A 26,244-nucleotide genomic window follows, 5' to 3' on the forward strand; every position below is an offset into this window, starting at 1 on the left:
TCGATCGCCGGGGTGGCGGTGCAAACCCTCGCGCATGCGCGCGATCCCTGGCGCGTGGCTGTGGCAGGACGCGACCGGGCTAAGCTCTGTCGAACCGCGCCCTATGCCGGGGCGAGCTGTCCGCCGCCGGGTGTCCGGTCTTGGGAAAACGGCGCAAAATCTTGCACCTGGCACGAATATGCTGGAAGGGCTGCCCCCAGTCGCCGCCGCGCCGGGTGCGACCGGCGGCCACGGGCTGGAATGTCCTTTGCAGACGTCCTAGATACGTCTGGATTTAACAGGAACCGAACCAAAGATGCGTCAGCACCTTTCCGATTTTCTCGACCACCCGTCGACGCGCTACGCGATCATGGGGGTGATCCTGTTCAACGCGGTCATTCTTGGGCTCGAAACCTCCAAACCGGTCATGAATTCAGCCGGTTGGCTCATCGTGACGCTGGACACTGCCTGCCTTGCGATCTTCGTGGCAGAGCTTCTGGCCAAGCTCTATGCGCGCGGCCTGCGGTTCTTTCGAAATGCGTGGAACGTCTTCGACTTCCTCGTGGTCGGCATCGCGCTGGTGCCGGCCGCCGGGGGGCTGTCCGTCCTTCGGGCGCTCCGCATTCTGCGTCTGTTGCGCGTGGTTTCGGTGGCACCGACCCTGCGCCGCGTGGTCGAAGGCTTCATCTCGGCCCTGCCGGGGATGGCCTCGGTCTTTCTGCTCATGGCGGTGATCTTCTACATTGCCGCCGTGATCGCGACCAAACTCTTCGCCGCGACCTTTCCCGACTGGTTCGGCTCACTGGGCGCGTCTCTCTACACGTTGTTCCAGGTGATGACCTTGGAAAGCTGGTCGATGGGCATTGTCCGCCCGGTGATGGAGGTCCATCCCGAAGCGTGGATATTCTTCGTGCCCTTCATCATGATCACGACATTTGCGGTCGTTAACCTCCTCGTGGGTCTGATCGTCAACTCCATGCAGGACGCACATTCCCAGGAAACCAACGCTGCAACGGACAGCTACCGCGACGATGTGATGCGGCGTCTTGTGGCGATCGAGGACCTGTTGAAAGAGAAACGATGACTCCCGCCTGTTGATGGCCTGCCCGCCAGGTCCGGAACAGCATCAACAGCGCGCGGACGGTCCGACCCAAGCCGTCACCCAACTCTACGGACAGATCTCTAGCGGCGGTGGTGCAGCATCGTGAACGCCCGCCGATGGGCGAGAAAGGGCGGGCGCTCGGGCGGCTCTGTCGGGGCTGTCGCGGCCTGATCCATTACGCGCTTGGCAAGCCAGAGGGCCACCAGGGCCATCAGCGCCCCCCCTGCCATCTGGCCGATCAGGACACCCGCCGCCCCCCAGAGGGCGGCGCCGACAGCGACGAAGGGAACCACCCCCAGCGTGTTGCGTCCCCAGTTGACCCAGGTCGAATAGAACGGATGGCCCAGATTGTTGTAGGATGCGTTGGCAATGAAGATGACGCCGTTGAACACCCAGGCCAGCGAGAGCGGCCCGCAAAAGAGATAGATCAGGTCGCGGGTCGTGCCCTGCGCACCGAACAGGTCGGCAATCGGTGCGCGCAAGAGAAACAGCAGCGCCACCACGGGGACAACGTAGGCGATGCACAGCGCGATGGCCCGGCGAAATGCGTCGCGCACTCGGTCAAGCTGACCGGCGCCGAAATTCTGACCGATGATCGGGCCGATGGCGCCTGACATGGCAAAGATCAGGGCAAAGGCGATAGGCGTCAGGCGCCCGACAACGGCCATGCCCGCCACGGCCTCTTCGCCAAAGGACGACGCGGCGCGTGTCACATAGGCGCTGCCCACCGGGGTTGCGATATTGGCCAGCATCGCCGGGACCGCAAACGCGGCAATGGTTCGCGTATCCTTGAAGATGGCTGTCGGCGACCGTCCGGCCAGCCCGCCAAAGCGGTGGGTGATGTACCACAGCGCCGAACCTGCGATGGACAGACGCGCCGCGACCGACGCCCAGGCCGCGCCCTCCAGCTCCATGTGCAGAACAAAGATAAGGATCGGATCCAGCACCGCGTTGACCACACCGCCAATGACCGTGACCAACATCGACAGGTTTGCCGCGCCATGACTGCGCAGGGCGGCCGAGGCGATCATGCCGACCATCAGGATCGGCATGGTCGGGATCAGAATGCGCAGATAGGCAATCGACAGGGTCTGCGTCTCTCCTGTCGCGCCGACAAGCGCGGTCAGACCCGGCAGGTTGAGAAAGATCACCGCCGCGAATCCAATCGCAAAGATGACCCCCAGGGCCAGCACATGGGTCAAGACCTCGCGCGCGCGGTCCGGGTTGCCTTCGCCCAGTGCACGGGCCACCAGGGCGCCCCCCGCGATGGCAAAACCGATGCTGACCGAGGTGGTCATGAACAGGATGGACCCGGCAAAGCCCACGGCGGCGGCCAGTTCCGCCACACCCAGCATCGAGATGAACACCATGTCCACCAGATCCACGACAAAAAGCGCCAGAAGACCCACCGCCGCCGTAAGCGACATGGTGGCGATGTGGCGCGAAAGGCTGCCGGTCAGGAACCGGGCCTGCCCCTCGCTCACACCTGTGTCTCGGACAGGATGGCGCTCATACGTCTGAAAAGGTCGGCCTCCATGCTCTCACGCTCCTGATTGAAGCGGGCCATATAGGCTTGGTTCTGGTGCAACGGGATCGCCGGGTCGTGATGCTCGGCCGCGATCAACATGGACGTACGGTCGAAATCGGCGAAGGTCTCGACCAGCCGCTCGGCCTGGCTCCGGCTGTAGCCAAGCGCCTCGACAGCCGACCGGCCCATGCGCAAGGAACTGTCGTAGGTTTCGCGAATGATATCCCGGCATCCGGCAAACCACAGGTCATAGACGTGCCCACGGTCCACCGCCCGCGCGATGATATGCACATCGGGGTGATGATGCTTGACGTATTTGACCAGCTCGGTGATCTGGTCTTTCCCGTCGATTGCGATGACGAGCAGCTTCGCCTGATCTATGCCGGCGGCATGCAGCAGATCCGGGCGCGTTGCATCGCCGTAATAGGCCTGAACGCTGAACGCCTTGAGCATTTCCAGCTGTTTGGAACTGAAATCGATGACGGTTGGCGTCAGCCCCGCGCCGCGCAGCAACCGCGCGACGATCCCGCCCACGCGACCATGCCCGGCGATGATCACATTGCTGGTTTCCTCGATCCGATCCATTTCACGCTCTTCCCTGCCGTCGAACCGGGGGGCGATGAGCCTGTCATAGAGGATGAAGAGCGCCGGGGTCAGCAACATGGACAGGGCCACGACAAGCAACAACCGATCCGCAATGGCGGCTGGCAGAACTGCGTTGGCGACCGTGAAGGACAGCAAGACAAAGCCGAATTCGCCCGCCTGCGCGAGGCCGAGCGCAAACAGGTAGCGGTCCGCGCTGCCAACCCTGAAGATGACGGCAAGGGCGAACAACACCGCCGCCTTGAGGATCATCATCCCCAGCGTCAGGGCCAGGATGGTGGCGAAGTTGTCGAAGAGCAGGCCAAAATTGATCCCGGCCCCGACCGTCATGAAGAACAGCCCGAGAAGCAGGCCCTTGAACGGGTCAATGTCGCTTTCCAGCTCGTGACGGTATTCGCTGTTGGCCAGCACAACCCCGGCAAGGAACGTGCCAAGCGCCGGGGACAGCCCGACAAGGGACATCAGCAGGGCAATGCCGATCACGATCATCAGGGCGGCGGCAACGAAAAGCTCGCGCAGATTGGCGGCGGCGATGAAGCGGAAAATCGGCCCGGTCAGAAAGGACCCGATCCCGACGACGGCCGCAATGGCCCCCAATGTGACAAGGGCGACGCCCCAGCCCGGCAACCCCTCGACAAGGCTGAGCGATCCGCCGTGATCGCCGCCGCCGCCATGATCCGCATGGGCCATCGCCTCGACCAGCTCGGGCATGGCCAGCAGCGGGATCAGGGCAAGCATCGGGATGACGGCGATGTCCTGAAACAGCAGAACGGAAAAGCTTGACTGCCCGCCGTCGCTTTTCATCAGGCCCTTTTCGCTCAAGGTCTGCAGAACGATCGCGGTCGAGGACAGCGCCAGGACGAGGCCGATCGTCAGGGCGACAGTCCAGACCTGCCCGAACACCATCGCAACGGCCATCACCGCAAGCGCGGTCAGCGCGACCTGACCACCACCCAGCCCCAGCAGGCGCCCCCGCATCGACCAGAGCAGCTTTGGCTCAAGTTCCAGCCCCACAAGGAACAGCATCATCACGACGCCGAACTCTGCAAAATGCTGAAGCGACACCACGTCGACATGCAGCAAAGCCAGGATCGGGCTGATGACGATCCCGGCAATCAGGTAGCCCAGCACCGACCCCAGCCCGAGCCGGGTGGCGATTGGCACCGAACACACGCCGGCGATCAGGAAGATAAAGGCCAAGAGCAGAAAATCAGTCACCGGAACCCCTCGCTTGCTCGGTCCGGCATCCTAGCATTGCCGTGAAGGAGGGGGGCAAGCCCATTTTGCGACCGGAGCCTTGCTCCCTTCCCGCGCGACCAAACCAGTTGCGGTTCCGCCCGTTCCCAGGCCTCGCGGTTCGTCGGCGACAGGGTCGCCGCGTGCACCGGAGCGTTGCGGCATGTCTGGGAACCTGGGCGAACTGTCGTTTATCTATGGCACAGGCGCATCATGGGTCATCAGCACGCTCGACACGCCTTTGAACTCCGCCGGGACACCTCCGAAGGTGCCGTAACGGCCCAGGCCTTGCCGACCCTTCCGGAACGGTCATTTATCCATTGGAAATCAGCCGGATGAATTGGCTGCGGGCCCAGCCCGTCAGGCAGGCCCGCCGCTTTGCCACCGGCCTCATCAGCGCCCGGGATTGGCCGATGGGCGGTCCATGCGGCGATGCCGCGGGCCGGTCCTCGGGTGCCAGCCAACCTGCGTCGCTTTCAGCCCGAAGCGGACAATCAGCGGCCGCCGAGGCTCTTGAGAACTTCCGCCACCAGACACTCCGGGCAATCCTCCTGCACCAGATGCCCGGCGTCCGGAACCGGGATCAGCGGTCGATCCGAGATCAGCCCGGCAAGTTCATGGCCCTTTGAATACGGTATCCAATCGTCCTCTTGCCCCCACAGAACGGTAACGGGACAGTCCATCCGGCTATACTGCGCCTCAACTTCATCCGTATAGCGTTGGTCCATCTGGGCAATCTGCCTGTAGAACGCTGGCTGACCGACCGGCCCAAGCCACGGCGCGCTGTAGATGGCAAGGGCCTCGTCCGATAGAGGTTTGTGTGCCGCCGTCTGCAGATAGGCCCGCAACAGCGCAGTGTGCATATAGTCGGGCATCCCGCTGAACGCCTCTTCATGCCGGCGCACGTGCTGCACGAACGGCGACCCCCAGGGCGCAAGGGCAACCGCATCGAAGATCGTCAGCGAGGCATAGCGCAGCCCGTTCAGATAGTATGCGCGCAACGCGGTCGCCCCGCCAAAGTCATGCGCCAGAACGTCAGGGCGTTCGAGCCCCCATTCCGCAAACAGGGCGGCAAGAAGCTCGTTCTGAACGGCGAGCGAAACATCCTGTCCCTCGCGCTTTTCGGAGAGCCCGTAGCCAATCAAATCAAAGTAGTAAACCGTGCGGCGGTCGGCAAAATGCGGCACGATCCGTCGCCAGACCTGTGACGAGAAAGGCGTCCCGTGGATGGCGACGAGCGGCGGCCCGCTGCCTATTCTGCCCCAACGGACGGCATTTTCCTTGATGATCGCCGTATTCGGAAGATCGAGCATCACACAACTCACATTGTCATATAGCTGAACAGCTATATGAATGCATATATGGACAAATCAACGCAAATCAAAGCAATGGCCAGCGCGCAGCGGCTGAGAATTCTTCAGCTGCTGGCGGACCCTCAAAAGCACTTCGGCCAGCAGCGGTCAGCCGACCCGGTGAAATTCGGCGTGTGCATGACTTTGATTGCCGAGGCGCTTGCCGTCGCCCAACCCACCGCCAGCCGGCATCTGGACATTCTTAGGCAGGCGGGTTTCATAACCGTGCAAAGGCACCTGAAATGGTCCTACTGCAAAAGGGACGAGGCGGCGATCAGCGGCTATCTGACTTGGCTGGGGCGTGAAATTTCCGTGACCTTGACCGATGGCTGAGGGGTCAGAGCGGATCTTTGTTGCGTCGGCAAGCAAGATCGGCCCCGAACCTGACGGCCGACAGCTGCCATGCGGACAAAGCCGACGTTTCGGTGCCTGGCCTTGCCTGTATGCGTCGGCGCAGAAGGTGCAGGTCGAGAGCGAATGACACTCCCGATCCGTCGGGCGCAAAGAGCCGATGCCGAGTTGGCGGTGGCGGTTTTGCGCAGATCCGTCATCGACCTATGCCGCGCAGATCATCGCGACGATCTGGATGAACTCTCTACCTGGCTGGAGAACAGGACAGCCGAGACCTGGTGTCTCCGGGTCGACCATCCCGGTGCTTCGGTCCTTGTCGCCGAGGGTGGGCGTGGTGGATCGGAGGATCCATCATGCAAACACCATACCCGCCCGCCATTCGCACGCTGCGCCCAGCTTGGAACAAAGGCAGGATCGTCGGGCAGAAAAGGCATGGGCCGTCTTCACTGACGGGGCTGAGCGGATGTTGGCAACCTACGCAGCGAACGGCGGCTTCGAGTCCAAAGTGTCGAATGCTGCGCAGTTCATGAATGTCGGGTTTCCAGACATGGCATCGGTTCTCAGACTACTCTGACCGGACGCGACTAACCTCTGGAACTGCGAATTCACCGATAATGCGAACCGGCAGCTGCCATGAATCAAAGTCATTGTACCGACCTGCATAGGTGGCGACGACGAATTCGACCGAAGACTGTACGGTCAATCGCTGCCCGCCATTGCCAGATGCAATGATGAGTTGATCACCGCTGGGACCCGAGGCGAGATACCAAAGGAACCCGTAGTTGAAGCCCTCCATGATCGACGCCCGCGTCTGAAATGAGGCATCAAGCCAAGATGCGGGCACGATCTGACGACCGTCATACATTCCATTTCGGGCGACCATAGCGCCGATTCTCGCAAGATCTCGCGCTGTGAGACGCAAACCCGACGCCGCCGAAGGCACACCGTCAGCACCCGCCAACCATTCAAATTCTGAAATGCCCAAGGGATCGAAAAGACGGGTCTGTGCATAGGTGTCGATCCCCATGTCCGCGCCTTCGGATATCAGATGGCCCAGAAGCGCGACAGCGCCGCCGTTGTACGTCCAGATCGTCCCGGGTTCTGCCACCATCGGCCGGTCGAGGACAAAGCGATAGCGATCGTCGGCCAACTCCATCGCGATCTCGCTATTGCGCGAGTCCGAATAAGGAAAGCTTTCATCCCACTCGGTTCCCATTTGCATCGTCAGCACATCTGCAATTGTGATGGTTTCACGCGCAGACCCATCGCGGAGATCAGAGTATTCTGGAAAAACATCTAGCAGTGGCGTTCCGAGGTCCGGGACTACGCCTTCATCAAGAGCGATCCCGTACAGCAGGCCAATGATGGACTTGGTGATCGAGCGAGTGTCATGCAGTGTGTCCGGGCCATGTTCGACGATCCCGATTGGCGCGCCCCAACGTTCATCTTTACCGGTGAAATAGGCTTCGGCGATCTGTTCGCCGCCGAACATGACAACGGTCGCATGCAACCCTGACAGCTCGCCTGCATCCATAGCAGTGCTCATGCGTTCCTGCATCGTTTGTCCCATGACCATTGAAGCGAATGCGCCTGTAGTGATCGCAAACCATGTGAAGAAGCTAGGAATTTTCCATCGTAACATTGTTCGGGTCACTCATTTCTGAACGTCAAGATTTTTTCGATATGCGTGTCCGGCACTCTCACCAATTTCGGTGGATGGTAACCGCAAGCATCATATCCACAATGCAGACTTTCCCAGAAATAGGCCAACGGCCCGCTCCGTCCCGCATCGGGGGCTTTGGCCCAGAGCGCCGCGAACGCCCGCTTCCCGCCCAACCGGGCTTCTGCCGTCAAAGCCTTTGCGACGACAGAGCAGATCGGCAAATCGGTGTGGTGATCGTCGGCACAGAGGCCGTCAGGAGCGTGCGGGGCGGTCCACGCCATAGTCTCCGCAGAGTTCGGCGAGGACCGCGTGTAGCCGTGCGATTATTTCGGCACGCGGCGCGGCGATTCTTTCGACGATGCCGATCTGGCGGGTCACCTGCGGGGTGCCGAAGGGCCGGCGTATGATGTTCAGATCCTCGGGCTCCTGAAGCGCAACATGGGTGACCACGGAGATGCCGAGGCCCTGCCGCACGCAGGTGACGATCGACCCGATGGTGTCGATTTCGGCCACGTCGTTGGTCACGACCCCAAGGCGGGACAGTTCGGTATCGATCAGGTTGGCCAGCGGCACCGCGCTTCGAAAGCGGATGTAGGGCCGGGTGTTCAACAGCTCGATCGGATCATCTGCCCCCATTCCTTTCGGCGCGATCAGCCAAAGCGGTTCGCGCAGGAAGGGGCTCCACCGCAGGGCACTGGGAAACCCGACGTGTTCCGCGACGATGGCGGCATCGAGCCGGCCCGCAGCCACGTCGGCGATGAGCGTGGTGGAGAGCGAAACCCGCAGGCTCGGCTTGAGGTCCGGGTAGCGTTGGCGCATCTCCACCATGGCGCGTGGCAGCAGGTTCAGCGCGCTCGAGCGCACCGAGCCCAGCATCAAGGTGCCGGCGATCTGGTCACCGCGCAGGCTGGCCCGCGTATCCTCTTCGCGGCGCAGGATATCCCGCGCCATTTCAACAACCTGAAGCCCTTCCGGCGTGATCCGGGGCGGTCGGCTGCTGCGATCGAAGATGGTCACCCTCAGTTCATCTTCCAGCGCGTGGACCTGTTGGCTGACAGCCGAGGGCGTCAGCCCGACAATGTCCGCTGCCTGGGCGAAGGTGCCATGGGATTGAATGGCGAGAAGGGTCTTTAGCTGCCGGGTGTCCATCATCAAATCCAGTTTGTCTAAATCTAATAACCAGAATTCCGCGCTTTGGTGAAGACATTCTTGGCATTAAGGTGCCAACCCAAGGAGGAGACCCGCAGCCCGGTTTGGGAGACCGGTGCGGATCAATCGACAGATCAAGAAACGAAATGGCGCGCCTCGACGCTTCGGGACGCTATGGAGACACGCGCAATGAGCAAGACAATCCTCGTTACGGGGCCTGACCTCGATCCGGCGGCGGTCCGGGTTGTGGAGGAGCACGGCTATCGCACGGTGCACACCCCGCCCTATGCCGACAGCCCGGTGATTTCCGAGTTTCTTCAGAAGACCGGCGCCGAGGGGATCGTCTCGCGGATGGGCCGTCTGGATGCCGCGGTGATGGACGCGGCGCCGCAACTCAAGGTGATTTCCAAGCATGGCGTCGGGGTCGACAACATCGACATCGAGGCCGCCGCCGCGCGGGGTATCCCGGTGCTGGTGGCGACGGGCGCAAATGCGGTGTCGGTGGCCGAGCACGCCATCGCGCTGCTGCTGGCAACGGTAAAGCGCGTGCTGCCGCTGGATGCGGGGCTGCGGGCCGGTCGCTGGGAAAAGCCGGGCTTTTCGGGGCACGAGATCGCCGGGTCGACCCTGGGCCTGATGGGCATGGGCGCGATTGCCCAGGCCACGGGCCGCATGGCCAAGGGGCTGGGGCTCGACCTGCTGGGCTATGACCCCTACGCGCCCGACAGTGCCTTCCAGGCGCTGGACGTCACCCGCTGTGCCAGCGTCGAGGAGCTGCTGGCGCGCTCCGACATTCTCTCGCTGCATTGCCCGCTGACCGAGCAGACGCGCGGTTTGCTGAACGCCAAGACCCTCGCGCAGATGCCCCGGGGCGCCTACATCATCAACACCGCGCGCGGCGGGCTGATCGACGAGGCGGCGCTGGTTGCCGCAATCCAGAGCGGGCATCTCGCGGGCGCCGGGCTGGATACCTTTGCCGTCGAGCCGCCCGCCGCCGACCACCCGTTCTTTGCCGTGCCGGAAATCGTGCTCACCCCGCATATCGGTGGCGTGACCCGTCAGGCGGGCGCCCGGGTGGGTGTCGATGCGGTGCGCGGGATCTTTCAGATCCTGGACGGCGCGCCCGTCGCCCCCGAACGCATCATCAATCGCAAATTGCTGGCCGCCGCACAGGCGGAGCCGGCCAAGTTGGAGAAATAACCATGACCACCGGGTTCCGTATCCTCAAACGCGACCGTGTCGCGCCCCCCGAGATCGTCGCCGCATTCGCCAAGCTGCCCGTCGCCAATGTCTCCGACAGCATGTCGCGCATGACCGCGGGTGGGCCGACGCTGCGCCCGATGCACACCTCGGGCGGCATGGCGGGCGTCGCCCTGACCGTCAAGGCGCGGCCCGGCGACAACCTGATGCTGCATGCAGCCATCGACCGCGCCGTGCCCGGTGACGTGATCGTCGTCGACGCGGGCGGGGCGCTGGACAACGCGCTGATGGGCGAACTGATGCTGGCCTATGCGATCAAGAAAGGTGTCGTCGGGCTCGTCATCAACGGCGCGATCCGCGATCTGGACAATTTCCGCGAAACCAACCTGCCGACATGGGCCGCGGGCGTCACGCATCGCGGCCCGTGGAAGGACGGCCCCGGTGAACTCAACGTGCCCGTCGCCATCGACGGCATGGTGATCCACCCCGGCGACATCGTCATCGGCGACAGCGACGGCGTGCTGGCCGTGCCGATTGACGAAGCCGAGACGATCCTGAAGGCCACGCAGGCGAAATCCGCCGCCGAGATCAAGCAGATGGCCGACATCGAAGCAGGCACCAACGACCGGACCTGGGTTGACCGCGCGCTCAAGGAGCGTGGCTGCACCCTGCCCAACGACTGAAACCACACGCATGAAGCGGAGGAGTATCATGTTTAATATCTTCAAGACGACGGCCCTTGCCGGTGCCCTGGCCCTGTCCGCAGGCGCCGCCCTGGCCGACTATCCGGAAAAGCCGATCGAAGTGATCGTCGGCTATTCCGCAGGTGGCGGCACCGATGTCATGGCGCGCACCGCCGCGCCCTTCATCGAAAAGTACCTCGGCGACGGCGCAAGCCTCGTCGTCAAGAACATGCCCGGCGCGTCGGGCCAGATCGGCGTGACCGAGGCCGCCAATGCCGACCCGGACGGCTATACTCTGGGCACGTTCAACCTGCCGGGCATGATGGCGCGTACCATCGACCGCGAGGCCGGTTATGACCGCGACAGCTTCACCTACCTCGCCAACGTGGTGAACGATCCCAACGTCATCGTGACCTCCAAGAACAGCGGGCTCGACACGCTCGACAAGCTGCTGGCCGAGGCCAAGGCCAATCCCGGGGCGATCACCGTCGGCATGTCGAGCCTTGGCGGCGACGACCATTTCGCGCTGATCAAGCTGCAGAACGCCACCGAGACGGAATTCACCATCGTGCCGTTCAAGGGCTCCGCCCCCGCACGGACGGCGCTTCTGGGCGGCCATGTCGCGATGGGGATCCTGAACATCTCGGAAGTGGCCGAATTCCAGGACCAGCTGAACGTGCTGGGCGTCGCCACCAACGAACGCTCGACCTTTGCGCCGGACCTGCCCACCTTCAAGGAACAGGGACTCGACCTCGTGAACGGCTCCATGCGCGGCTTCATCGCGCCGGCCGGTCTGCCCGAGGACGTGCAGGCCAAGCTGCTGAATGCCTTCTCGCAGCTGGCGAGCGACCAGGAATTCCTCGCCGCCATGGCCGCGACCGCCAACCCGGTCGAAGTCGTGACGGGCGATGACTTCAAACAGCTGACCTCGGACCTCTACGACCTCGCCAAGGGCGTGTGGGAAACCACCCCCTGGAACTGAGGCCGCAAGCGTGAGGGGCCCTCCCCCCCTCACGCACCCTTTCTCTCATATCAAGAGCTGACCCATGCCCGAGAGCCGCACTTCCCGCCTGAAAAGGCCCGAGACCCTGACCGCGCTCGGCATCATCGTGGTCGCCGCCGCCTTCCTGATCCCGACCTATGATCTGCGGGCGATCTCGGCGCTGCTGCCGGCCGTCATGCTGATCGGGCTTATTGTCCTGTCGGTCCTGCTGCTGCTGGCGGATCAGCGCAAGGCCCGCGCGGGCGAGGATGCACAGCCCATGACCAAGTCGCCCAAACGGGTGATCGGGGCCTTCCTGCTGATCGTCGCCTATGCGCTCGCCACCGATTTCATCGGCTTTTACGTCAGCACCGCCGCAACGATCCCGCTGGTCGCCTGGGTCTTCGGCTACCGCAGCCCCCTGGGCCTTCTGATCGCAACCGTGATCGTGGTCGGCACCATCTGGGCAATCTTCGATTTCGGGATGAGCCAGGATTTCCCCACTGGCCGCTTTTGGGGGCGCTGAGCCATGTATTCCGATCTTCTTCACGCCCTGCCGAACGTCTTTGCCCTGACGAATTTTGCCGCCGTTGTGATCGGCGTCATCGCCGGCATCGTCGTGGGCGCCATGCCGGGCCTCTCGGCCACCATGGCGATCTCGGTCCTCGTGCCCTTCACCTTCGGGCTGGAACCGCTTGTCGCGCTCGGCCTGATGGCGGGCATCTACAACGGCGCGATGTACGGCGGTGCTATTCCCGCCGTGCTGCTGCGCATCCCAGGCACCCCCGCCGCCGTCGCCACCACCTTTGACGGCTATCCGATGGCTCAGAAAGGTCAGGGCGGCTTTGCGCTTCAGGTCGCGGTCGTCTCGTCCTCCATCGGCGGCATCGCCTCGGCCTTTGCGCTGATGCTGCTGGCGCCGCCGCTGTCCAAGGTGACGCTGCTCTTCGGCCCGTCCGAGGTCTTCTGGGTCGCCGTCTTCGGCCTCGCCTCGATCATCTTCCTGCTGGGCGGCAACCCGGTGAAGGGCCTGATCTCGGCCTGTTTCGGGGTCTTCGTCTCGGTCATCGGGTCGGACCCGATCTACGGCAACGACCGCTTTACCTTTGGCCAGCTGGAAATGCTCGACGGCATCAACATCGTGATCCTGCTGGTCGGCCTCTACGCGCTGCCGCCGGTGATCGACCTGCTGGAAACGCCGCTCAAGACCGATGGCGTCAACTCTTCCAATCTGGGGACAGAGCCGATCTGGAAGGCCCTGCCGCGGATGAAATACTGGAAAACCTGGATCCGCGGCTCCCTCATCGGGATCTGGATCGGCATCCTGCCCGGCGCGGGCGGTTCGATGGCGGCCTTCATGTCCTATAACGAGGCGCGCCGCACCTCCAAGCACCCCGAGACCTGGGGCGAAGGCGAACCCGAGGGCGTCGCCGCCGCCGAGGTCGCCAACAATGCCGACACCGCCTCGGCGCTGATCCCCGCACTGACGCTGGGCATCCCGGGCACCGCCGTTGCGGCGGTCATGCTGGGGGGACTGCTGGTGCATGGGCTGCAACCCGGCCCGATGCTGTTCCGGGACAACCCCGACATCGTCTTCGGCTTCATGTGGCAGTTCCTGTTCGGGGCGATCCTGCTGGTCCTGCTGGGCGGTTCGCTCGCGACCAACTCCTTCGCGCGCCTGCTGAACCTGCCGCGCCCGCTGCTCGGCTCGGTCATCATCGTGCTGATGCTGATCGGCGTCTATTCGATCCACGGGCGGATGTTCGACGTCTACCTGATGCTCGGCTTCGGCGCGATCGGCTGGGTGATGGACCGGCTCAAATTCCCGCTGCCGCCGGTGGTGCTGGGCCTGATCCTGGGCGGTTTCGCCGAGGAGAACCTGCGCCTGGCCCTGCGGATCGGACGCGGTGACCCGATGATCCTGTTCCAGAACACCACCAGCCTGATCCTCGTCGCGCTCACCATCGCCGTGGTTGTCGGCCCGACGCTGAAGAAGCGCTTCATCGACGGTCGCAAAGAGGTATGACCGCAAGCCCGCACCATAAGGTTCGCGAGGACTGGCTCGCTCTGGTGCGGGAGGATGTCCTTGCGCCGGGGCAGCCGATCTTCGACTGCCATCACCACCTCTGGGACCGGCCCGAGGGGCGGTATCGGGCAGAGGAGCTGATGGCGGATATGGGCGCGGGCCACGACGTACGGGCAAGCCTCTTTGTCCAGTGCCGGACGGGTTATCGCACGACGGGCCCCGAGGCGCTGCGCCCCGTGGGCGAGGTCGAAACCGTGCTGGACTGGACGCGCGGGCGGGATCGCTTCCCGGCGGGCCTCGTCGCGATGGCGGACCTGCAATTGGGGGACAGGGTGCGCCCGGTGCTCGACGCGCTGACCGAGGCCGGGCAAGGCCAGGTCAAGGGCATCCGCAACACAACCGCATGGCATGCCGATCCGGCGGTCCGTTCCAACCCCACCCCGCCGCCCCAGGGTCTGATGCGCACCGACGCTTTCCTTGACGGCGCGCGGGCGGTGGCCGCCCACGGCCTGACGCTCGACGTCTGGGCTTACCAGACCCAACTGGACGAGGTCCGCGCCCTGGCGGAGGCCGTGCCGGAGCTGGCCGTCATCGTCGATCATTGCGGCGGCCCGCTGGGCGTCGGTCCGCATGACCGCTTTGACCCCGACAATTTCCGCGCCTGGCGCGAGTCGCTGGCCCAGGTGGCTGCGCTGCCCAACACCCGGATCAAGATCGGCGGCTTCGGCCTGGGCGTCTTTGGCTGGCGCTATGCCGACGACGCCCTGCCGCCGCATTCGGACACGCTGGCCAATGACTGGGCACCCTGGGTCGAGACCTGCCTAGACCTCTTCGGCCCGGACCGCGCGATGTTCGAAAGCAACTTCCCCGTGGACAAGGGGCAGGTCAGCTACCGGACGCTGTGGAACGCCTTCAAACGCCTTGCCGCGCCGCTCAGCCGCGATGAGCAGGACGCCCTGTTCTGGCGCAGCGCCGCGCGGACCTACGGCATCGACGAACAGATTTTTTCAGATGACATTGGGAGGATACCGTCATGAAGAAAACCCTCACCGCGCTTGCGCTGGCCCTCGCGGCCACGACCGCACTGGCCGATTACCCGGAAAAGCCCGTCGAGATCATCGTCGGCTATTCCGCCGGCGGCGGAACGGATGTGATGGCGCGCACCGTGGCGCAGTTTCTTGAGAAAGAGCTGGGCGATGGCGCATCCGTCGTGGTCAAGAACATGCCCGGCGCCGGGGGGCAGATCGGCTTTACCGAAACCTCCCAGGCCGCGCCCGATGGCTACACGCTTGGCACCTTCAACCTGCCGGCCGCGCTGGCGCTGACCTATGACCGCGACGCCGATTACGACGTGTCGAGCTTTACCTATCTGGCCAATTTCGTCGAGGATCCGAACACGATCACCGTCGCGGCCTCGTCCAAATTCCAGACCCTGGACGAGCTGATCGAGGCAGCCAAGGCCGATCCGGGTGCAATCACGCTCGGGCTGTCGAGCCTGGGCGGCAACGACCATTTCGGCGCCAACATGATGGCCGCCGCCTCGGGCGCGGAATTCACGCTGGTGCCTTTCAAGGGCGCCTCCAACGCGCGCACCGCGATCATGGGGGGCCATGTGGCCGCCGGGACCATGACGCTGGGCCAGACCACGTCCTTCCCCGACGAGTTGCGCGTGCTGGCGGTGCTGGCCGAGGACCGCTCGCCCTTCCGCCCCGATGTGCCGACCGCGAAGGAGCTCGGCTATGACGTGCAGATGTCGTCGCTGCGCGGCATCGTCGCCCCGGCGGGCCTGGACGCGGCGGTGGCCGACAAGCTGCGTGCCGCGCTGAGTGCGGTGAACGCGAACCCCGAGTTCCAGGCGATGATGGCTGAACAGGGCAACCCGATTGCCTTTGTGGTTGGGGACGATTTCGCCGCCACCGCTGCCAAGCAGAACGACGTCGCCGCCCAGATCTGGGCCGAGACCCCCTGGAAATGACCCTAGCGCCGGGCCGCGTGGCCCGCCCTAACGCTTTGAAACTGGAGGAAAACCATGACATTTAAAACCCTTGGCGCTGCCGCGCTGATCACTGCATCCGCCGCCGTCGCCCATGCTGACGACTGGACTGCCTACACCTATTCGTCGGTCTCCACGACCGCGGCGGTCAAGGGCATGCAGCGCATCGTGGACCGCGTCGCGGCTGAAACCGATGGCGACCTGACCATCGACCTGCACCTCGGCAAGACGCTTCAGATCGCCTCGGCCGACATCACCCAGGCCGTGGGCGATGGCATCATCGACATGGCGGCGGACTTCTTCTTTTCGGGCAGCGTGCCGCTCGCCCGCGTGCTGAACCTGCCGATGCTGATCGAGAATGACGAGGAATGGGCCCAGGCCTATGCCGCGATGGAGCCGACGCTGGTGGAAGCCTTTGCCGATCAGGGCGTCGTGCTGCTGGGAAGCTACCGCTACCCCGAACAGACGATCTTCACCACCTTCGAGATCAACAGCCTCGCCGACCTGAACGGCCACAAGATCCGCGTGACCTCGCCCGAGCAGGGCAAGTTCATCGAGACGTTCGGCGGCGCGCCGATCACCCTCTCGGGTTCCGAAGTGCCGACCTCGCTGGAACGTGGCGTGATCGAGGGCGTGCTGACGGCCTCGGCGGGCGGGGCCAAGAACTGGCACGAATTCCTGCCCTACAACTATCGCTTCGCGGTGAACTACGGCAACTCGATGATCATCGCCAATACCGACAGCTTCAACGCGCTTTCCGAGGACACCCAGGCCAAGCTGCGCACCATCGTCGCCGAAGAGGGGCCCGCAACCACCGCGGCCTTCCTTGAGGACGAGGACGTGCAGAAGAAATCGCAGGCCGAAGCCGGCATGCAGCTCGTTGACGCGGCGGACGGCGATGTGGCCATGGCGACGGAAAAGCTGGCGCCCTTCTGGGAATCCTGGGCCGAGGAAAACGGGCCGGAATACGTTGAAGCTCTCGCCACCGTGCGCCAGGCCATCGGCAAGTAACATGCAGCTCGAACGCACACAGGGGCCGGCTTCGGCCGGCCCCTTCTTCGACATCGCCGCGCGGATCACCGGCGCGGCAACCGGCACGATGCTGGTGGCGCTGGTCTCGCTGGTCTGCCTGGAGGCGCTGCTGCGCGGCGGCTTCAACTATTCGCTTGGCTTCGCCGAAGAGCTGACCGGCTATGGCGTGGTCTTCATGACCTTCTTCGGCGCGGCGCTCAGCCTGCGCAGCGAGTCGATGTTCCAGGTGCATTTCCTGCTGGACCAATGGCCCGAGGGCACGCGCCGCTGGCTGGTCCGCGCCTTTGTGCTGGTCGCGCTGCTGATCTGCGTGATCCTGGCGTGGAAGACCAAGGACCTGACGCTGTCGTCCTTTTCGCGCGGCAAATTCGCCCCGACCGTGTTGCGTACGCCGCTGTGGATCCCGCAGCTTATCCTGCCGCTCGGCTTTTCCGTTCTGGCGCTTTTTCTGGTCGAGCAGATGCTGCTGACCTTTCGCAAATCCGGGGACAAGTAAATGGAAGCGATCCTCGCCTTTGGCCTGCTGATCGGCCTGATCCTTGGCGGCATGTGGGTGCAATTTGCCGTCGCCGGGGCGGGGCTGACCTATATCTGGCTGCTCAAGGGCTTTGGCGGCTGGAAGGCGCTTGGCCTCGTCAGCTGGGGCGCCGCGAACAGTTTCACCCTCGCCGCCATTCCGCTGTTCGTCCTGATGGCCGAGATCCTGCTGGGTTCGGGCCTGTCGACGCGGCTTTACAACGGGGTCGCGCCCTTCATGCGGCGGCTGCCCGGTGGTCTGCTGCATACCAATATCGCGGGCAGCGGCATCTTCGCGGCGATCTCGGGCGGGTCGGCCCCGACCGCTGCCGCCATGTCCACCGTCGCCCTGCCGGAACTGTCGGCACGCGGCTACAACAAGCGCCTCGTCGCGGGGTCACTGGCCGCGGGCGGCACGCTGGGCATCCTGATCCCGCCGTCGATCACCATGATCATCTACGCCACCTTCACCGAAACCTCCATTGCGCGCCTCTTTGCCGCTGGCCTGGTGCCCGGCATCCTGCTGGCGCTCTGCTACATGGGGTTCATCATGGCGCGGGTGCTGATGAACCCGTCGCTGGCCCCTAAGTCCACGACGCGGGCAACGCCGGGCGATCTGGGCCGCGCGCTGCTGGATATCGTGCCCTTCCTGATGCTGATCGTCATCGTCCTGGGCAGCATTTACGGCGGTTTCGCCACCCCGACCGAGGCCGGGGCCGTGGGCACCGTCGGCGCGATCCTGATCGCCGGGCTTTATGGCAAACTCAACCTGTCGCTGCTGAAGGGCGCGCTGTCCCGCACGGCCTCGATGAGCGGCAATATCCTGTTCATTGTCTTCACCTCGATGATCTTTGCCTACGCCACGGCGCTGTCGGGCATTGGCGAAGACCTGGTCGGGATGCTGGAAGAGGCCAATGTCTCGCGGCTGACCTTCCTGCTGATCATCATGGTGGTCTTCGCCATCCTTGGCTGCTTCATGGAAGGGCTGGGCATGATCGCGATCATCGTGCCGGTGATCTTCCCGGCGTTGCTTGCGATGGACGTGAACCCGATCTGGTTCGGCGTCTTCGTGGTAATCCTCGTGGAACTGGGCCAACTGACGCCGCCGCTTGGCGTGATCCTGTTTGTCGTGGCAAGTTCCTCGGACGAGGTGAAGGTCGAAGACGTGATCATGGGCACCCTGCCCTTCTTCCTTATCATCGTCGCCTTCATGCTGCTTCTCATCGGCGTGCCCGACATCGCCCTGTTCCTGCCGGAGTTCACGTTCGGATGACCCCGACCTATCCCTTCCCCGAGCCCGCGATCATCGACGCCGAGGTCTTCACCGAGCTGCCCGCCACGCTGCGCCGCACCGGCCAGCCGTCCTACTGGGCAGAAAAGAACCGGCGCGGCGCGCCTGCGGACAGTTTCCTGGAGGGGCCCTCGTTCGACCGCGACGGCAACCTCTGGTTCGTCGACATCCCCTTTGGGCGGGTGTTTCGCGCTGCGCCGGACGGCCAGATCACCCAGATCGCCGAATATGACGGCCAGCCGAACGGGCTGAAGATCCATCGCGACGGACGGATCTTTCTGGCCGACTACCAGAACGGCATCATGCTGCTGGACCCTGAGACCGGCGCCGTCAGCAAGGCGCTCGGCGATGCGGATACCGAAAGCTTCAAGGGCTGCAACGATCTGCATTTCGGCCGTGACGGGGCGCTTTATTTCACCGATCAGGGCCAGACCGGGCTGCAGGACCCCACGGGCCGGGTCTGGACGTGGCAGCCCGAAACCGGCGCGCTGACCTGCCTGATCGACACGGTGCCCAGCCCCAACGGTCTGGTGCTGGACCTGGCCGAACACGTGCTGTTCCTGGCCGTGACACGGGCGAATGCGGTCTGGCGCTTGCCGATGTCGCCCTCGGGGCGGGTCAACAAGGCCGGGCTGTTCATCCAGTTTTCGGGCGGGCGCGCCGGGCCGGACGGTCTGGCGCTGACGTCGGATGGCGGCGTGGTGGTGTGTCAGACCGGCATGGGCCTCGTCTGGGTGCATGACGGGCTGGGTCGTCCGATTGCCGTGGTCCGCTCGCCGCGCGGCCTCGGCACCACCAACTGCGCCTTTGGCGGGCCGGAGGGGCGGACGCTCTATATCACCGAGAGCGACAGCGGCAGCATCCTGAAGGCCGAGTTTCCGGAGGAGCTGGGCATCAAGGGCGCGCCGATGTTCTCTGGCGCTCTCTGATGCGTCAGCGGATCAGAACCCGTACAGCCGTTCGGGATTGTCCCACATGCAGCGGTCGAAGGCCGCCCGGCTCAGCGCGTTGCGACACAGCTCCAGCATCGGCGGGATCTGCGGCACCGGCTCAGGCGTCATCACATGCGGCCAGTCGCTGCCCCAGAGGATCCGCTCGGGAAAACCCTTGCCGATGCGTGTCACCAGCGCGGTAAGGTCGGTGTAGCGCCCGATATCAGTGCTGATGCGGGTGGGCGAGAGCTTCACCCAGATCAGGCCGGTGTCCAGAAGCCGGAACAGCGCGTCCGGCTCAGCCGGGTCCACATGGCCGATGTGGTCGAGGACCAGACGCGTGCCCTTGGGCAGATCGGGCAGCAGCGCGGCAATCCGGGCGAAGCTGGTCGGCTCGGTGTTCAGCTCGATATGCCAGCCGACCTCGGCCACCCTGCGGGCCATGTCAAGCAACGTGTCCAGGGCGCTGTCACCCAGCCTTGCGCGGTCTTGAACGCGGGTTGCACGGATGCCGGCGTCGTGCAGCGCGGGCAGATCGGCATCCGGGGCGATCGTGGCCACACCGCGCAATTCGAAAGAGTCCTGCGCGCGCAGGACCTCGACCAACCGAGAGTTGTCCGTGCCATCGACCGAGGCCTGCACCACCACGGCGCGGCGCACGCCCAGACGTGCGGCCTCTGCCATGTAGTCGTGGATATCGCGGGCGGGCGGTACATAGGCGCCGGTCAGAGCGGCCGCGTCCTTGGCAAAGGAATGCAGGTGGCAATCGGTGATCATGTCCGCGGCTTTCGCAGGCTCAGGGTCAGGCTGATCGCCAGTGACAGCCCGATAAGCGCCACCAGCCCGATGGTGATGGGCGATCCGACAAAGATGCCATACCCGCCGCCCGAGGTCAGCAGCGCCTGGCGCAGGCTCTGTTCGAACGGCGCGCCGAGGATCAGGCCGATCAGCAGCGGCGGCAGCGGGAAGCCCGCGCGGCGGAAGAGGAACCCGAGGACCCCCGCGCCCAGCATCACCCAGACATCGAACAGGCTGTTGTTCACCGAAAACGCGCCAAAGATGGCAAGGATCGTGATCGCGGGCAGCAGGTGGCGCGGCTGGATGCGGGTGACGTGGATCGCCACGCGGAAGAACAGCAAGCCCAGGATCACCGTCGGGATCGACGACAGCAAGAGCGCTTCGAAGATGGCGTAGACCTCCAGCCCGTGGTCGCGGAACAGGAACGGCCCCGGCGCCAGCCCGTGCAGCATGAAGGCACCCAGGATCACCGCCGTGACCGCGTCGCCCGGAATGCCGAGCGCCAGCGTCGGCACCAGCGCGCCACCGGTGACCGCGTTGTTGGCGGCCTCGGGCGCGGCGACGCCCTCGGGCGCGCCCTTGCCGAATTGCGCGGCGTCGGCAGAGCGCGAGCGGGCGAGGTTGTAGCTCATGAAGGCGGGCACGGTGGAGCCGATCCCCGGCAGGATGCCGACAAAGGTGCCGATGAGTGAGGACAGCAGCAGCGTCACCCGCATCCGCCACAGCTCGACAAACCGCACGACCGAGGATTTGAGCGGCGGCACCTCTGCGTCACCCACAAGCGGTTCCCGGTCGAAGGCCTGCAGCAGCACCTCGGACATGGCGAAGAGGCCGATCAGCACGGGGATCAACTGGAACCCGTTTTCAAAGGCGAAGGAGCCGAAGGTGAAACGCGGCGTGCCGCTGATCGGGTCGAGGCCCACGATGCCCGCGCAGGCCCCCACAAGCACCATGATCAGCGCGTCGAGCCGCGATCCCCCGCCGAAGAGCACGATGACCAGCAGCGCGAAGAGCATCAGCATCGCCATCTCCGCCGGGCCGAAATCCAGCGCGAAGCGGGCCAGCGGCTCGGCCAGCGCCATCAGCACGAGGCAGCTGAAAATATTGCCGAAGACGCTGGCATAAAGGGCAAAGCGCAGCGCCCGCCCGCCTTCGCCCCGGCGTGCCATGGCGAAGCCGTCGATGGCGGTCGCGGCCGAGGAGGGCGTGCCCGGCACGTTCAGCAGAACCGCCGAGATCGAGCCGCCGAAGATCGCGCCCTGATAGACGCCCAAAAGCAGGATGATCGCCGGGATCGGCTCCATCGAGAAGGTGACCGGGATCAGCAGCGCAATGGCCATGGTGGGCCCGAGGCCCGGGATCGCACCGATGATGATCCCCGCGACGATCCCGACCAGCGCCGCGACCAGCACCCAGAGGTTCAACAGTTCAAGAAAGGCATCGACGAGCACGGATCGCAGTCCTTGTCAGGGCAGAGGGATGTTGAGCCCGTGCCGCCCGCCATAGGCGACAATGGCCGCGATGAAAAAGGGCAGGATCAACGCCGGGAGGCGTTTTTCGCCCAGAACCAGCGCCACGACGATCCCGGCCCCGGCGGCCCCGACGAAGAAGCCCGCCCGCGGCATCAGCCAGAGCGCAAGCGCCGTGGCGGCCGCGACGGCCAGCACCCGGCCCAGCCGCACGGGCCTGCCCAGTGGCGCATCGGCCTGGCGCAGCCCAAGGATCAGCCGCAGCGCCAGCACCGCCGCCAGCAGCCAGAGCGCCATACGGGGAAAGCTGCGCGCATCCGGCCCGCTGTCGCCAAAACCGAAAATCTCGATCTGCTGGTCCAGCACGGCAATCGCGCCAAGCGCAGCCGCCAGCATCAGGCCGGTCGTCAGCAGGCGAAAGCCGGGGCGGGCGAACCCGCCCCCCGTCCTGCTGCTCAATTGCCGAGGTCCTTGGCGATCGCGCGGTAGGCGGTCAGGTTCTCGGCGATGGTCTTGCCCAGCTCTGCGCCCGACATGATCCGCACCGGCTGGCTGAGATCGGTCATGAAGGTCTTGAACTCGTCCGACGAGGCGACCTGGGTGAACGCAGCTTCAAGCTTGGCGATGATCGCAGGATCGGTTCCGGCGGGCGCCATGATGCCCACGATCGAGGGGAATTCCGCCGCCAGCCCGGCCTCTTTCAGCGTGGGCGCATCGGGGAAATCCGGGTCGTTGGTGCCGTCGAGCACACCCAGCAGGCGCAGCTGGCCATCCTGCACCAGATCGCGATAGGCCGGGACCAGCGCCGCATTCACATGCCCGCCCAGAACCGCCGCCGTCGCCTTGGACGCGCCATCGAAGGGCACGTGCTGCAGCTTGGCGCCGGTGTCCTTGGCGACCGAGGCAAAGGCCAGGTGCGCGCCGCCCATGGCGCCCGCGGTGCCATAGGTGACGACCCCGGATTTGGCGCCTTCGATCAGTGCTTCGAGCGTTGCATACGGGCTGTCCGCCGGAACCACGACCCCGTGGAACGGGCCGGAATAGTTCAGGATCGGGATGAAATCCGTCAGCGTGTCATAGCCCACGTCGCGCAGCGCGGGGGTGACGAAGGACGGGGACGAGGTTGTCGCGATCAGGGTGTAGCCATCCGGATCGGCGGCCGCGACGGCGCGCATGGCATTGGTGCCACTCGCGCCGGGCTGGTTCTCCACCACTATGGGCTGGCCCAGAACCTTTTCAGCCATGGTCGCCATCTGGCGGGCGGAAATGTCGGTGGTGCCGCCTGCCCCATAGGGCACGACGATGGTGATCGGGCGGCTCGGGTAATCCTCCTGCGCAAAGGCGGCAACAGGCGTGATCGCGATGCTGGCCAACAGGGCCAGGCTCGTACGGCGTGTGAATGTCATGGTATCCTCCCAAGTGTAAGAAACGTGCAGGCCGATGGCCGCAGCGGGCTGCTGAAACACGTTGGCCGTAAGCGCAACAGCGAGCGGCCAAAAATCCGGCCTCCTACCGGGTGCGCCGAACATGACATTTATCTTTTCTTAATTAAAACGCAAAAAATTCAAGCTAAAAGATAGAAATTCTTCATTAATTGGCCACTGCACGCCGGGTGCCAGCCGGGTCACACATTCCGACGTCACCTTACCACCCTCAGGTGTGTGTTCTTTCAAGAGGCGGCCAGAGTGACGCTGCCTTGCAAGGCAGGCAGTGTCATCCGTGGCCGTCGTTTGCCCCAGGTTCTTCCAAGTTCAAACCGGGAACAAAATCTCACCGGCACAGCGCGGCTCAAGACAATCGGGTATGCGTCGGTCGTCAAGGTTGGCAATAAGGTCAAGCAACGCTCGGAAACAAGCGCGGGTGTCGAAAGCCTTGCGAAATCCGTGACCTGCGGAAAGCTGCGATCCGACTTGCCCGCAGCGAATGCCCGCACCCCGCCCTTCCGGACATCGGTATTGACTGCACCGCCTGGCAGCTTCCGGCCCGGGGAGCAGCTCTGTTCGCGGCAGTATCGAAATTCCGGTTTCCGCCCACTGTGTCGCCTCTCTCCAGCCCGTCGACGCAGCCCCATGATCCACCCACAACACAAACGGCCTCCGAGGGTCCCCCCGAGGCCGTTTCGGCATCTTCTCAGCCAAAATGACCTTGTGAGGCGGTTAGGTCATGTCGTGTGGCACGCCACATCAAGGCTGTGACGACAAGCTAATTTTGGCCATCGCAAAACCGTAACCCATTGTTTTTGTTTGAATCAAACTCATCTCCAGCGGCAAAAACGGCCATTTGACAAGCTAACTTTGGCTACTGGATTTCTTGCGCTGCAGCCTTGCGGACAAAAAAATCGGCCGCCCCAAGGGACGACCGATCAATCATGTTGCATGTTGTCAGGTATGTCTACACGCGGAAGCGCTCCGGCAGATCGCTACGTCGGAAAATCCGCACACCGATGTCCGACTTCCGCAACATCGGCCTCGCGCCTGCCGCTTTCATCTCCGGCTTCAGGTCTTTCTCGCCCATGCCGAAGGCATCTCCGATGTGCACCTCCGTCGTGAATTCTGAGAGGAACCCATCGACATCTTCGGGCTGAAAACGATGGATGACATGGTCTCCGTCATCAGACCGGATTTCACGCGACGGCAGAAGCCGCTTCCGAACCAGTTCCCATCCAGCTGCGACGGGAACACGCAGCAGGACAAACGCTTCCGCTGGGGACAAGCCCGCCAAGATCTCGGAAACGGCCGCCTTGGTTTCAACCGGGTCCACGTAGATCGCATTGAACCCATCTATACCGGCCACTCGCACTACATTCTGAAGGTAGCCACCCAAGATGAGATGCGCGATTTCCGCCGCAGGAGCGTTCGACTTCATCGCCGCTTTCGCGAGATCGACCATTCCTGCAGGAACTTTTTCGACTGGGTTTGCGCACGCGCGAAGTCGGCGAAGCAGTCCCTCGACCTCCTTTGCATCAATGCCTTTCTTGTGGCGACCAGGCGAATCCGAGATCTCGTCGACGATCGGTGTCAGGATCCGCTCGGCAACGAGTTGTTGTGCGAGGGGGCGTTTGCAGCCAAGCAACTTCGGCAGCCGCGAAATCGGAACGATCCGGAGGACACTTCGCGCAATCTCGCGACCGAGGGTGGCGTCGAAAACGTGATTGCTGTCGAGGGTCGCAGTGTCCGGAATGAGTCGCTTGGCGATGAGCATGTGCCGGAGCGTGCGCGGGTCCAGGCCGCTCTCGCTGGCGAGAGTGGCGTAAGTATGAAGGCGACGCTCAGCGAGTTTCTCACCGAGCACAGGTGCGCCTGCGGGCATTTCCATGTTTTCGATTATGTAGTCACGGAGGATCCGCTTGATGTCTCCGGGCTCTTTCTTGGCTCGGGACCGCGAAAGCCACTGATACAGGCGCCCGAACACTGCCTGGGGACCAAGCTTGCCCCCCTTCCGGCTTGCGCGCGCGTGGATGTCTGCGAGGACGCAAAGGATACCTTCGTCGCCTTGGGCGGTGATGGCGAAACCCGCGGCGCCGGCGCGATCCCAATCGTCTTCGGTGAACTTGTCGAGGTTGGGCTTCGCGCCGAACAGGACAAGTACGCCGAGCATTTCACTGGCACGCACTGCTTGCTCGAGACCTTCGCTGTCGAGCCAGGCAGGGCCCTGCTTCCCTTCCAGCCGCTCTACGACGTAGTCTTGAAGCGGGGAAGCGGAACGCGGCTGAAGCCCATCGATTAGACTCTCGAGACTGTCGCCGGTTTCAGGAACCATGATCGCAAGCTCGTGGAAGCGGTCCCCCGAGAAACTCGCCTTGCGACGCATCAGGGGAAGACCGTGGCGTGAGCAGGTCCGAACGACAGTCAGCTGCCAAATCCAATGGTGACGCCGCTCACCAATCCGGCCACCGGACGCCTGATCATCCGCCAGCAGGCACGCCGGACAGAATACGGTATATGGTGACGACAAGAATTCCGCCGACACGTGCTCGCCGCGCAAGTTGTAGTATCGCCGGTCCAGGCCTTGAGGGACGTTGGCGAAGAGTTGGGCCGGCGAGACGCCGGCCCAATCCGCCAGTCGATGAACGGCATCAGGTTCGCCGCGCGCAAGCTTCGGAAGCTTGATCCCTTTGTCCCCCAGAAAAAACCCGGTCCGACCGCCTGTGTGGCGGGCTGCGAGACCGGCGGCGAACCCTATCAGGGACTCGGCCGGATCATGGGCGGTGTGAGGTAAAAGCATTGCCATGGACATCAACTGAGCTACCCCCCGAAATTCGGACACTGACATAAGCTATGATTTGCAGTCTGCTGATCTTCGACGAGAAGGAGATCAGAGATGTCGAAACGGAAGCAGCATGCGCCTGAGTTCAAGGCG

The 26,244-nt window shown here is 64.0% G+C and carries 23 protein-coding genes; 13 read left to right on the forward strand and 10 right to left on the reverse strand.

Features of this window, described 5'->3' with window-relative positions; all coding sequences use genetic code 11:
• Positions 1-295 precede the first annotated feature (295 nt).
• Positions 296-1,063 carry an ion transporter gene (locus GLS40_RS16620; RefSeq protein WP_160383784.1) on the forward strand — a complete coding sequence of 256 codons (768 nt, stop codon included), beginning with the start codon at positions 296-298 and terminating at the stop codon, positions 1,061-1,063.
• A 98-nt stretch (positions 1,064-1,161) separates the two neighbouring features.
• Here the strand turns inward: GLS40_RS16620 and GLS40_RS16625 are convergent, their stop codons facing one another.
• From GLS40_RS16625 to GLS40_RS16635, 3 genes are all read right to left on the reverse strand, one after another.
• Positions 1,162-2,565: an MATE family efflux transporter gene (locus GLS40_RS16625; RefSeq protein WP_160383785.1), complete on the reverse strand. Its 1,404-nt coding sequence runs from the start codon at positions 2,563-2,565 to the stop codon at positions 1,162-1,164.
• Entirely contained in the window at positions 2,562-4,430 is a 1,869-nt protein-coding gene (locus GLS40_RS16630) for a cation:proton antiporter domain-containing protein (protein WP_160383786.1), read from the reverse strand. The genes GLS40_RS16625 and GLS40_RS16630 overlap by 4 nt, the downstream gene beginning before the upstream one ends.
• 512 nt (positions 4,431-4,942) lie before the next feature.
• A complete protein-coding gene (locus GLS40_RS16635) occupies positions 4,943-5,761 on the reverse strand; it encodes an alpha/beta fold hydrolase (RefSeq protein ID WP_160383787.1) in 819 nt (272 codons plus the stop codon).
• A gap of 48 nt (positions 5,762-5,809) precedes the next feature.
• On the opposite strand from GLS40_RS16635, the gene GLS40_RS16640 reads away from it, so the two are divergent.
• Entirely contained in the window at positions 5,810-6,133 is a 324-nt protein-coding gene (locus GLS40_RS16640; RefSeq protein ID WP_235905966.1) for an ArsR/SmtB family transcription factor, read from the forward strand.
• 583 nt (positions 6,134-6,716) lie between these two features.
• On the opposite strand, the gene GLS40_RS16650 is transcribed toward GLS40_RS16640, so the two are convergent.
• Complete coding sequence (locus tag GLS40_RS16650) at positions 6,717-7,709, reverse strand: serine hydrolase domain-containing protein (protein ID WP_160383789.1); 993 nt, start codon at positions 7,707-7,709, stop codon at positions 6,717-6,719.
• 357 nt (positions 7,710-8,066) lie between these two features.
• Positions 8,067-8,963 carry a LysR substrate-binding domain-containing protein gene (locus GLS40_RS16655; RefSeq protein WP_160383790.1) on the reverse strand — a complete coding sequence of 299 codons (897 nt, stop codon included), beginning with the start codon at positions 8,961-8,963 and terminating at the stop codon, positions 8,067-8,069.
• Between the two features lie 189 nt (positions 8,964-9,152).
• Here GLS40_RS16655 and GLS40_RS16660 point away from each other — a divergent pair, with 189 nt between their 5' ends.
• The 11 genes from GLS40_RS16660 (at position 9,153) to GLS40_RS16710 (ending at position 19,615) form a co-directional block, all read left to right on the forward strand.
• Positions 9,153-10,163: a hydroxyacid dehydrogenase gene (locus GLS40_RS16660; RefSeq protein ID WP_160383791.1), complete on the forward strand. Its 1,011-nt coding sequence runs from the start codon at positions 9,153-9,155 to the stop codon at positions 10,161-10,163.
• 2 nt (positions 10,164-10,165) lie between these two features.
• Positions 10,166-10,846: an RraA family protein gene (locus GLS40_RS16665; RefSeq protein WP_202076260.1), complete on the forward strand. Its 681-nt coding sequence runs from the start codon at positions 10,166-10,168 to the stop codon at positions 10,844-10,846.
• Positions 10,847-10,874: 28 nt separating this feature from the next.
• Entirely contained in the window at positions 10,875-11,828 is a 954-nt protein-coding gene (locus GLS40_RS16670; protein WP_160383792.1) for a tripartite tricarboxylate transporter substrate binding protein, read from the forward strand.
• A 64-nt stretch (positions 11,829-11,892) separates the two neighbouring features.
• Complete coding sequence (locus tag GLS40_RS16675; protein WP_160383793.1) at positions 11,893-12,354, forward strand: tripartite tricarboxylate transporter TctB family protein; 462 nt, start codon at positions 11,893-11,895, stop codon at positions 12,352-12,354.
• Positions 12,355-12,357: 3 nt separating this feature from the next.
• The gene (locus tag GLS40_RS16680) at positions 12,358-13,854 is read left to right on the forward strand and encodes a tripartite tricarboxylate transporter permease (protein WP_160383794.1); all 1,497 of its coding nucleotides are present in this window, start codon (positions 12,358-12,360) and stop codon (positions 13,852-13,854) included.
• Entirely contained in the window at positions 13,851-14,891 is a 1,041-nt protein-coding gene (locus GLS40_RS16685) for an amidohydrolase family protein (protein ID WP_160383795.1), read from the forward strand. Before GLS40_RS16680 ends, GLS40_RS16685 begins: the two co-directional genes overlap by 4 nt.
• Positions 14,888-15,829 carry a tripartite tricarboxylate transporter substrate binding protein gene (locus GLS40_RS16690; protein WP_160383796.1) on the forward strand — a complete coding sequence of 314 codons (942 nt, stop codon included), beginning with the start codon at positions 14,888-14,890 and terminating at the stop codon, positions 15,827-15,829. Before GLS40_RS16685 ends, GLS40_RS16690 begins: the two co-directional genes overlap by 4 nt.
• A gap of 54 nt (positions 15,830-15,883) precedes the next feature.
• The gene (dctP, locus tag GLS40_RS16695) at positions 15,884-16,858 is read left to right on the forward strand and encodes a TRAP transporter substrate-binding protein DctP (protein ID WP_160383797.1); all 975 of its coding nucleotides are present in this window, start codon (positions 15,884-15,886) and stop codon (positions 16,856-16,858) included.
• A gap of 1 nt (position 16,859) precedes the next feature.
• Positions 16,860-17,375: a TRAP transporter small permease gene (locus GLS40_RS16700; protein ID WP_160383798.1), complete on the forward strand. Its 516-nt coding sequence runs from the start codon at positions 16,860-16,862 to the stop codon at positions 17,373-17,375.
• Positions 17,376-18,668, forward strand: a complete 1,293-nt coding sequence (locus GLS40_RS16705; protein WP_160383799.1) for a TRAP transporter large permease — start codon at positions 17,376-17,378, stop codon at positions 18,666-18,668. It abuts the gene before it with no gap.
• Positions 18,665-19,615 (forward strand): SMP-30/gluconolactonase/LRE family protein, encoded by a 951-nt coding sequence (locus GLS40_RS16710; protein WP_160383800.1) that lies wholly within the window; start codon positions 18,665-18,667, stop codon positions 19,613-19,615. The genes GLS40_RS16705 and GLS40_RS16710 overlap by 4 nt, the downstream gene beginning before the upstream one ends.
• Positions 19,616-19,627: 12 nt before the next feature.
• Here the strand turns inward: GLS40_RS16710 and GLS40_RS16715 are convergent, their stop codons facing one another.
• The 5 genes from GLS40_RS16715 to GLS40_RS16735 form a co-directional block, all read right to left on the reverse strand.
• Complete coding sequence (locus GLS40_RS16715; RefSeq protein WP_160383801.1) at positions 19,628-20,395, reverse strand: amidohydrolase family protein; 768 nt, start codon at positions 20,393-20,395, stop codon at positions 19,628-19,630.
• Positions 20,392-21,867, reverse strand: coding sequence for a tripartite tricarboxylate transporter permease (locus GLS40_RS16720; RefSeq protein ID WP_160383802.1), 1,476 nt, complete (start codon positions 21,865-21,867; stop codon positions 20,392-20,394). Before GLS40_RS16720 ends, GLS40_RS16715 begins: the two co-directional genes overlap by 4 nt.
• Positions 21,868-21,882: 15 nt before the next feature.
• Positions 21,883-22,344, reverse strand: coding sequence for a tripartite tricarboxylate transporter TctB family protein (locus GLS40_RS16725; RefSeq protein WP_235905967.1), 462 nt, complete (start codon positions 22,342-22,344; stop codon positions 21,883-21,885).
• The gene (locus GLS40_RS16730) at positions 22,341-23,291 is read right to left on the reverse strand and encodes a Bug family tripartite tricarboxylate transporter substrate binding protein (protein ID WP_160383803.1); all 951 of its coding nucleotides are present in this window, start codon (positions 23,289-23,291) and stop codon (positions 22,341-22,343) included. The genes GLS40_RS16725 and GLS40_RS16730 overlap by 4 nt, the downstream gene beginning before the upstream one ends.
• Before the next feature lie 985 nt (positions 23,292-24,276).
• A complete protein-coding gene (locus GLS40_RS16735) occupies positions 24,277-26,121 on the reverse strand; it encodes a TniQ family protein (RefSeq protein ID WP_160383804.1) in 1,845 nt (614 codons plus the stop codon).
• Positions 26,122-26,244: the final 123 nt, after the last annotated feature.

Origin of the sequence: Pseudooceanicola pacificus (genome assembly GCF_009789075.1) — a bacterium.
GTDB classification, from domain to species: Bacteria; Pseudomonadota; Alphaproteobacteria; order Rhodobacterales; family Rhodobacteraceae; genus Pseudooceanicola; species Pseudooceanicola pacificus.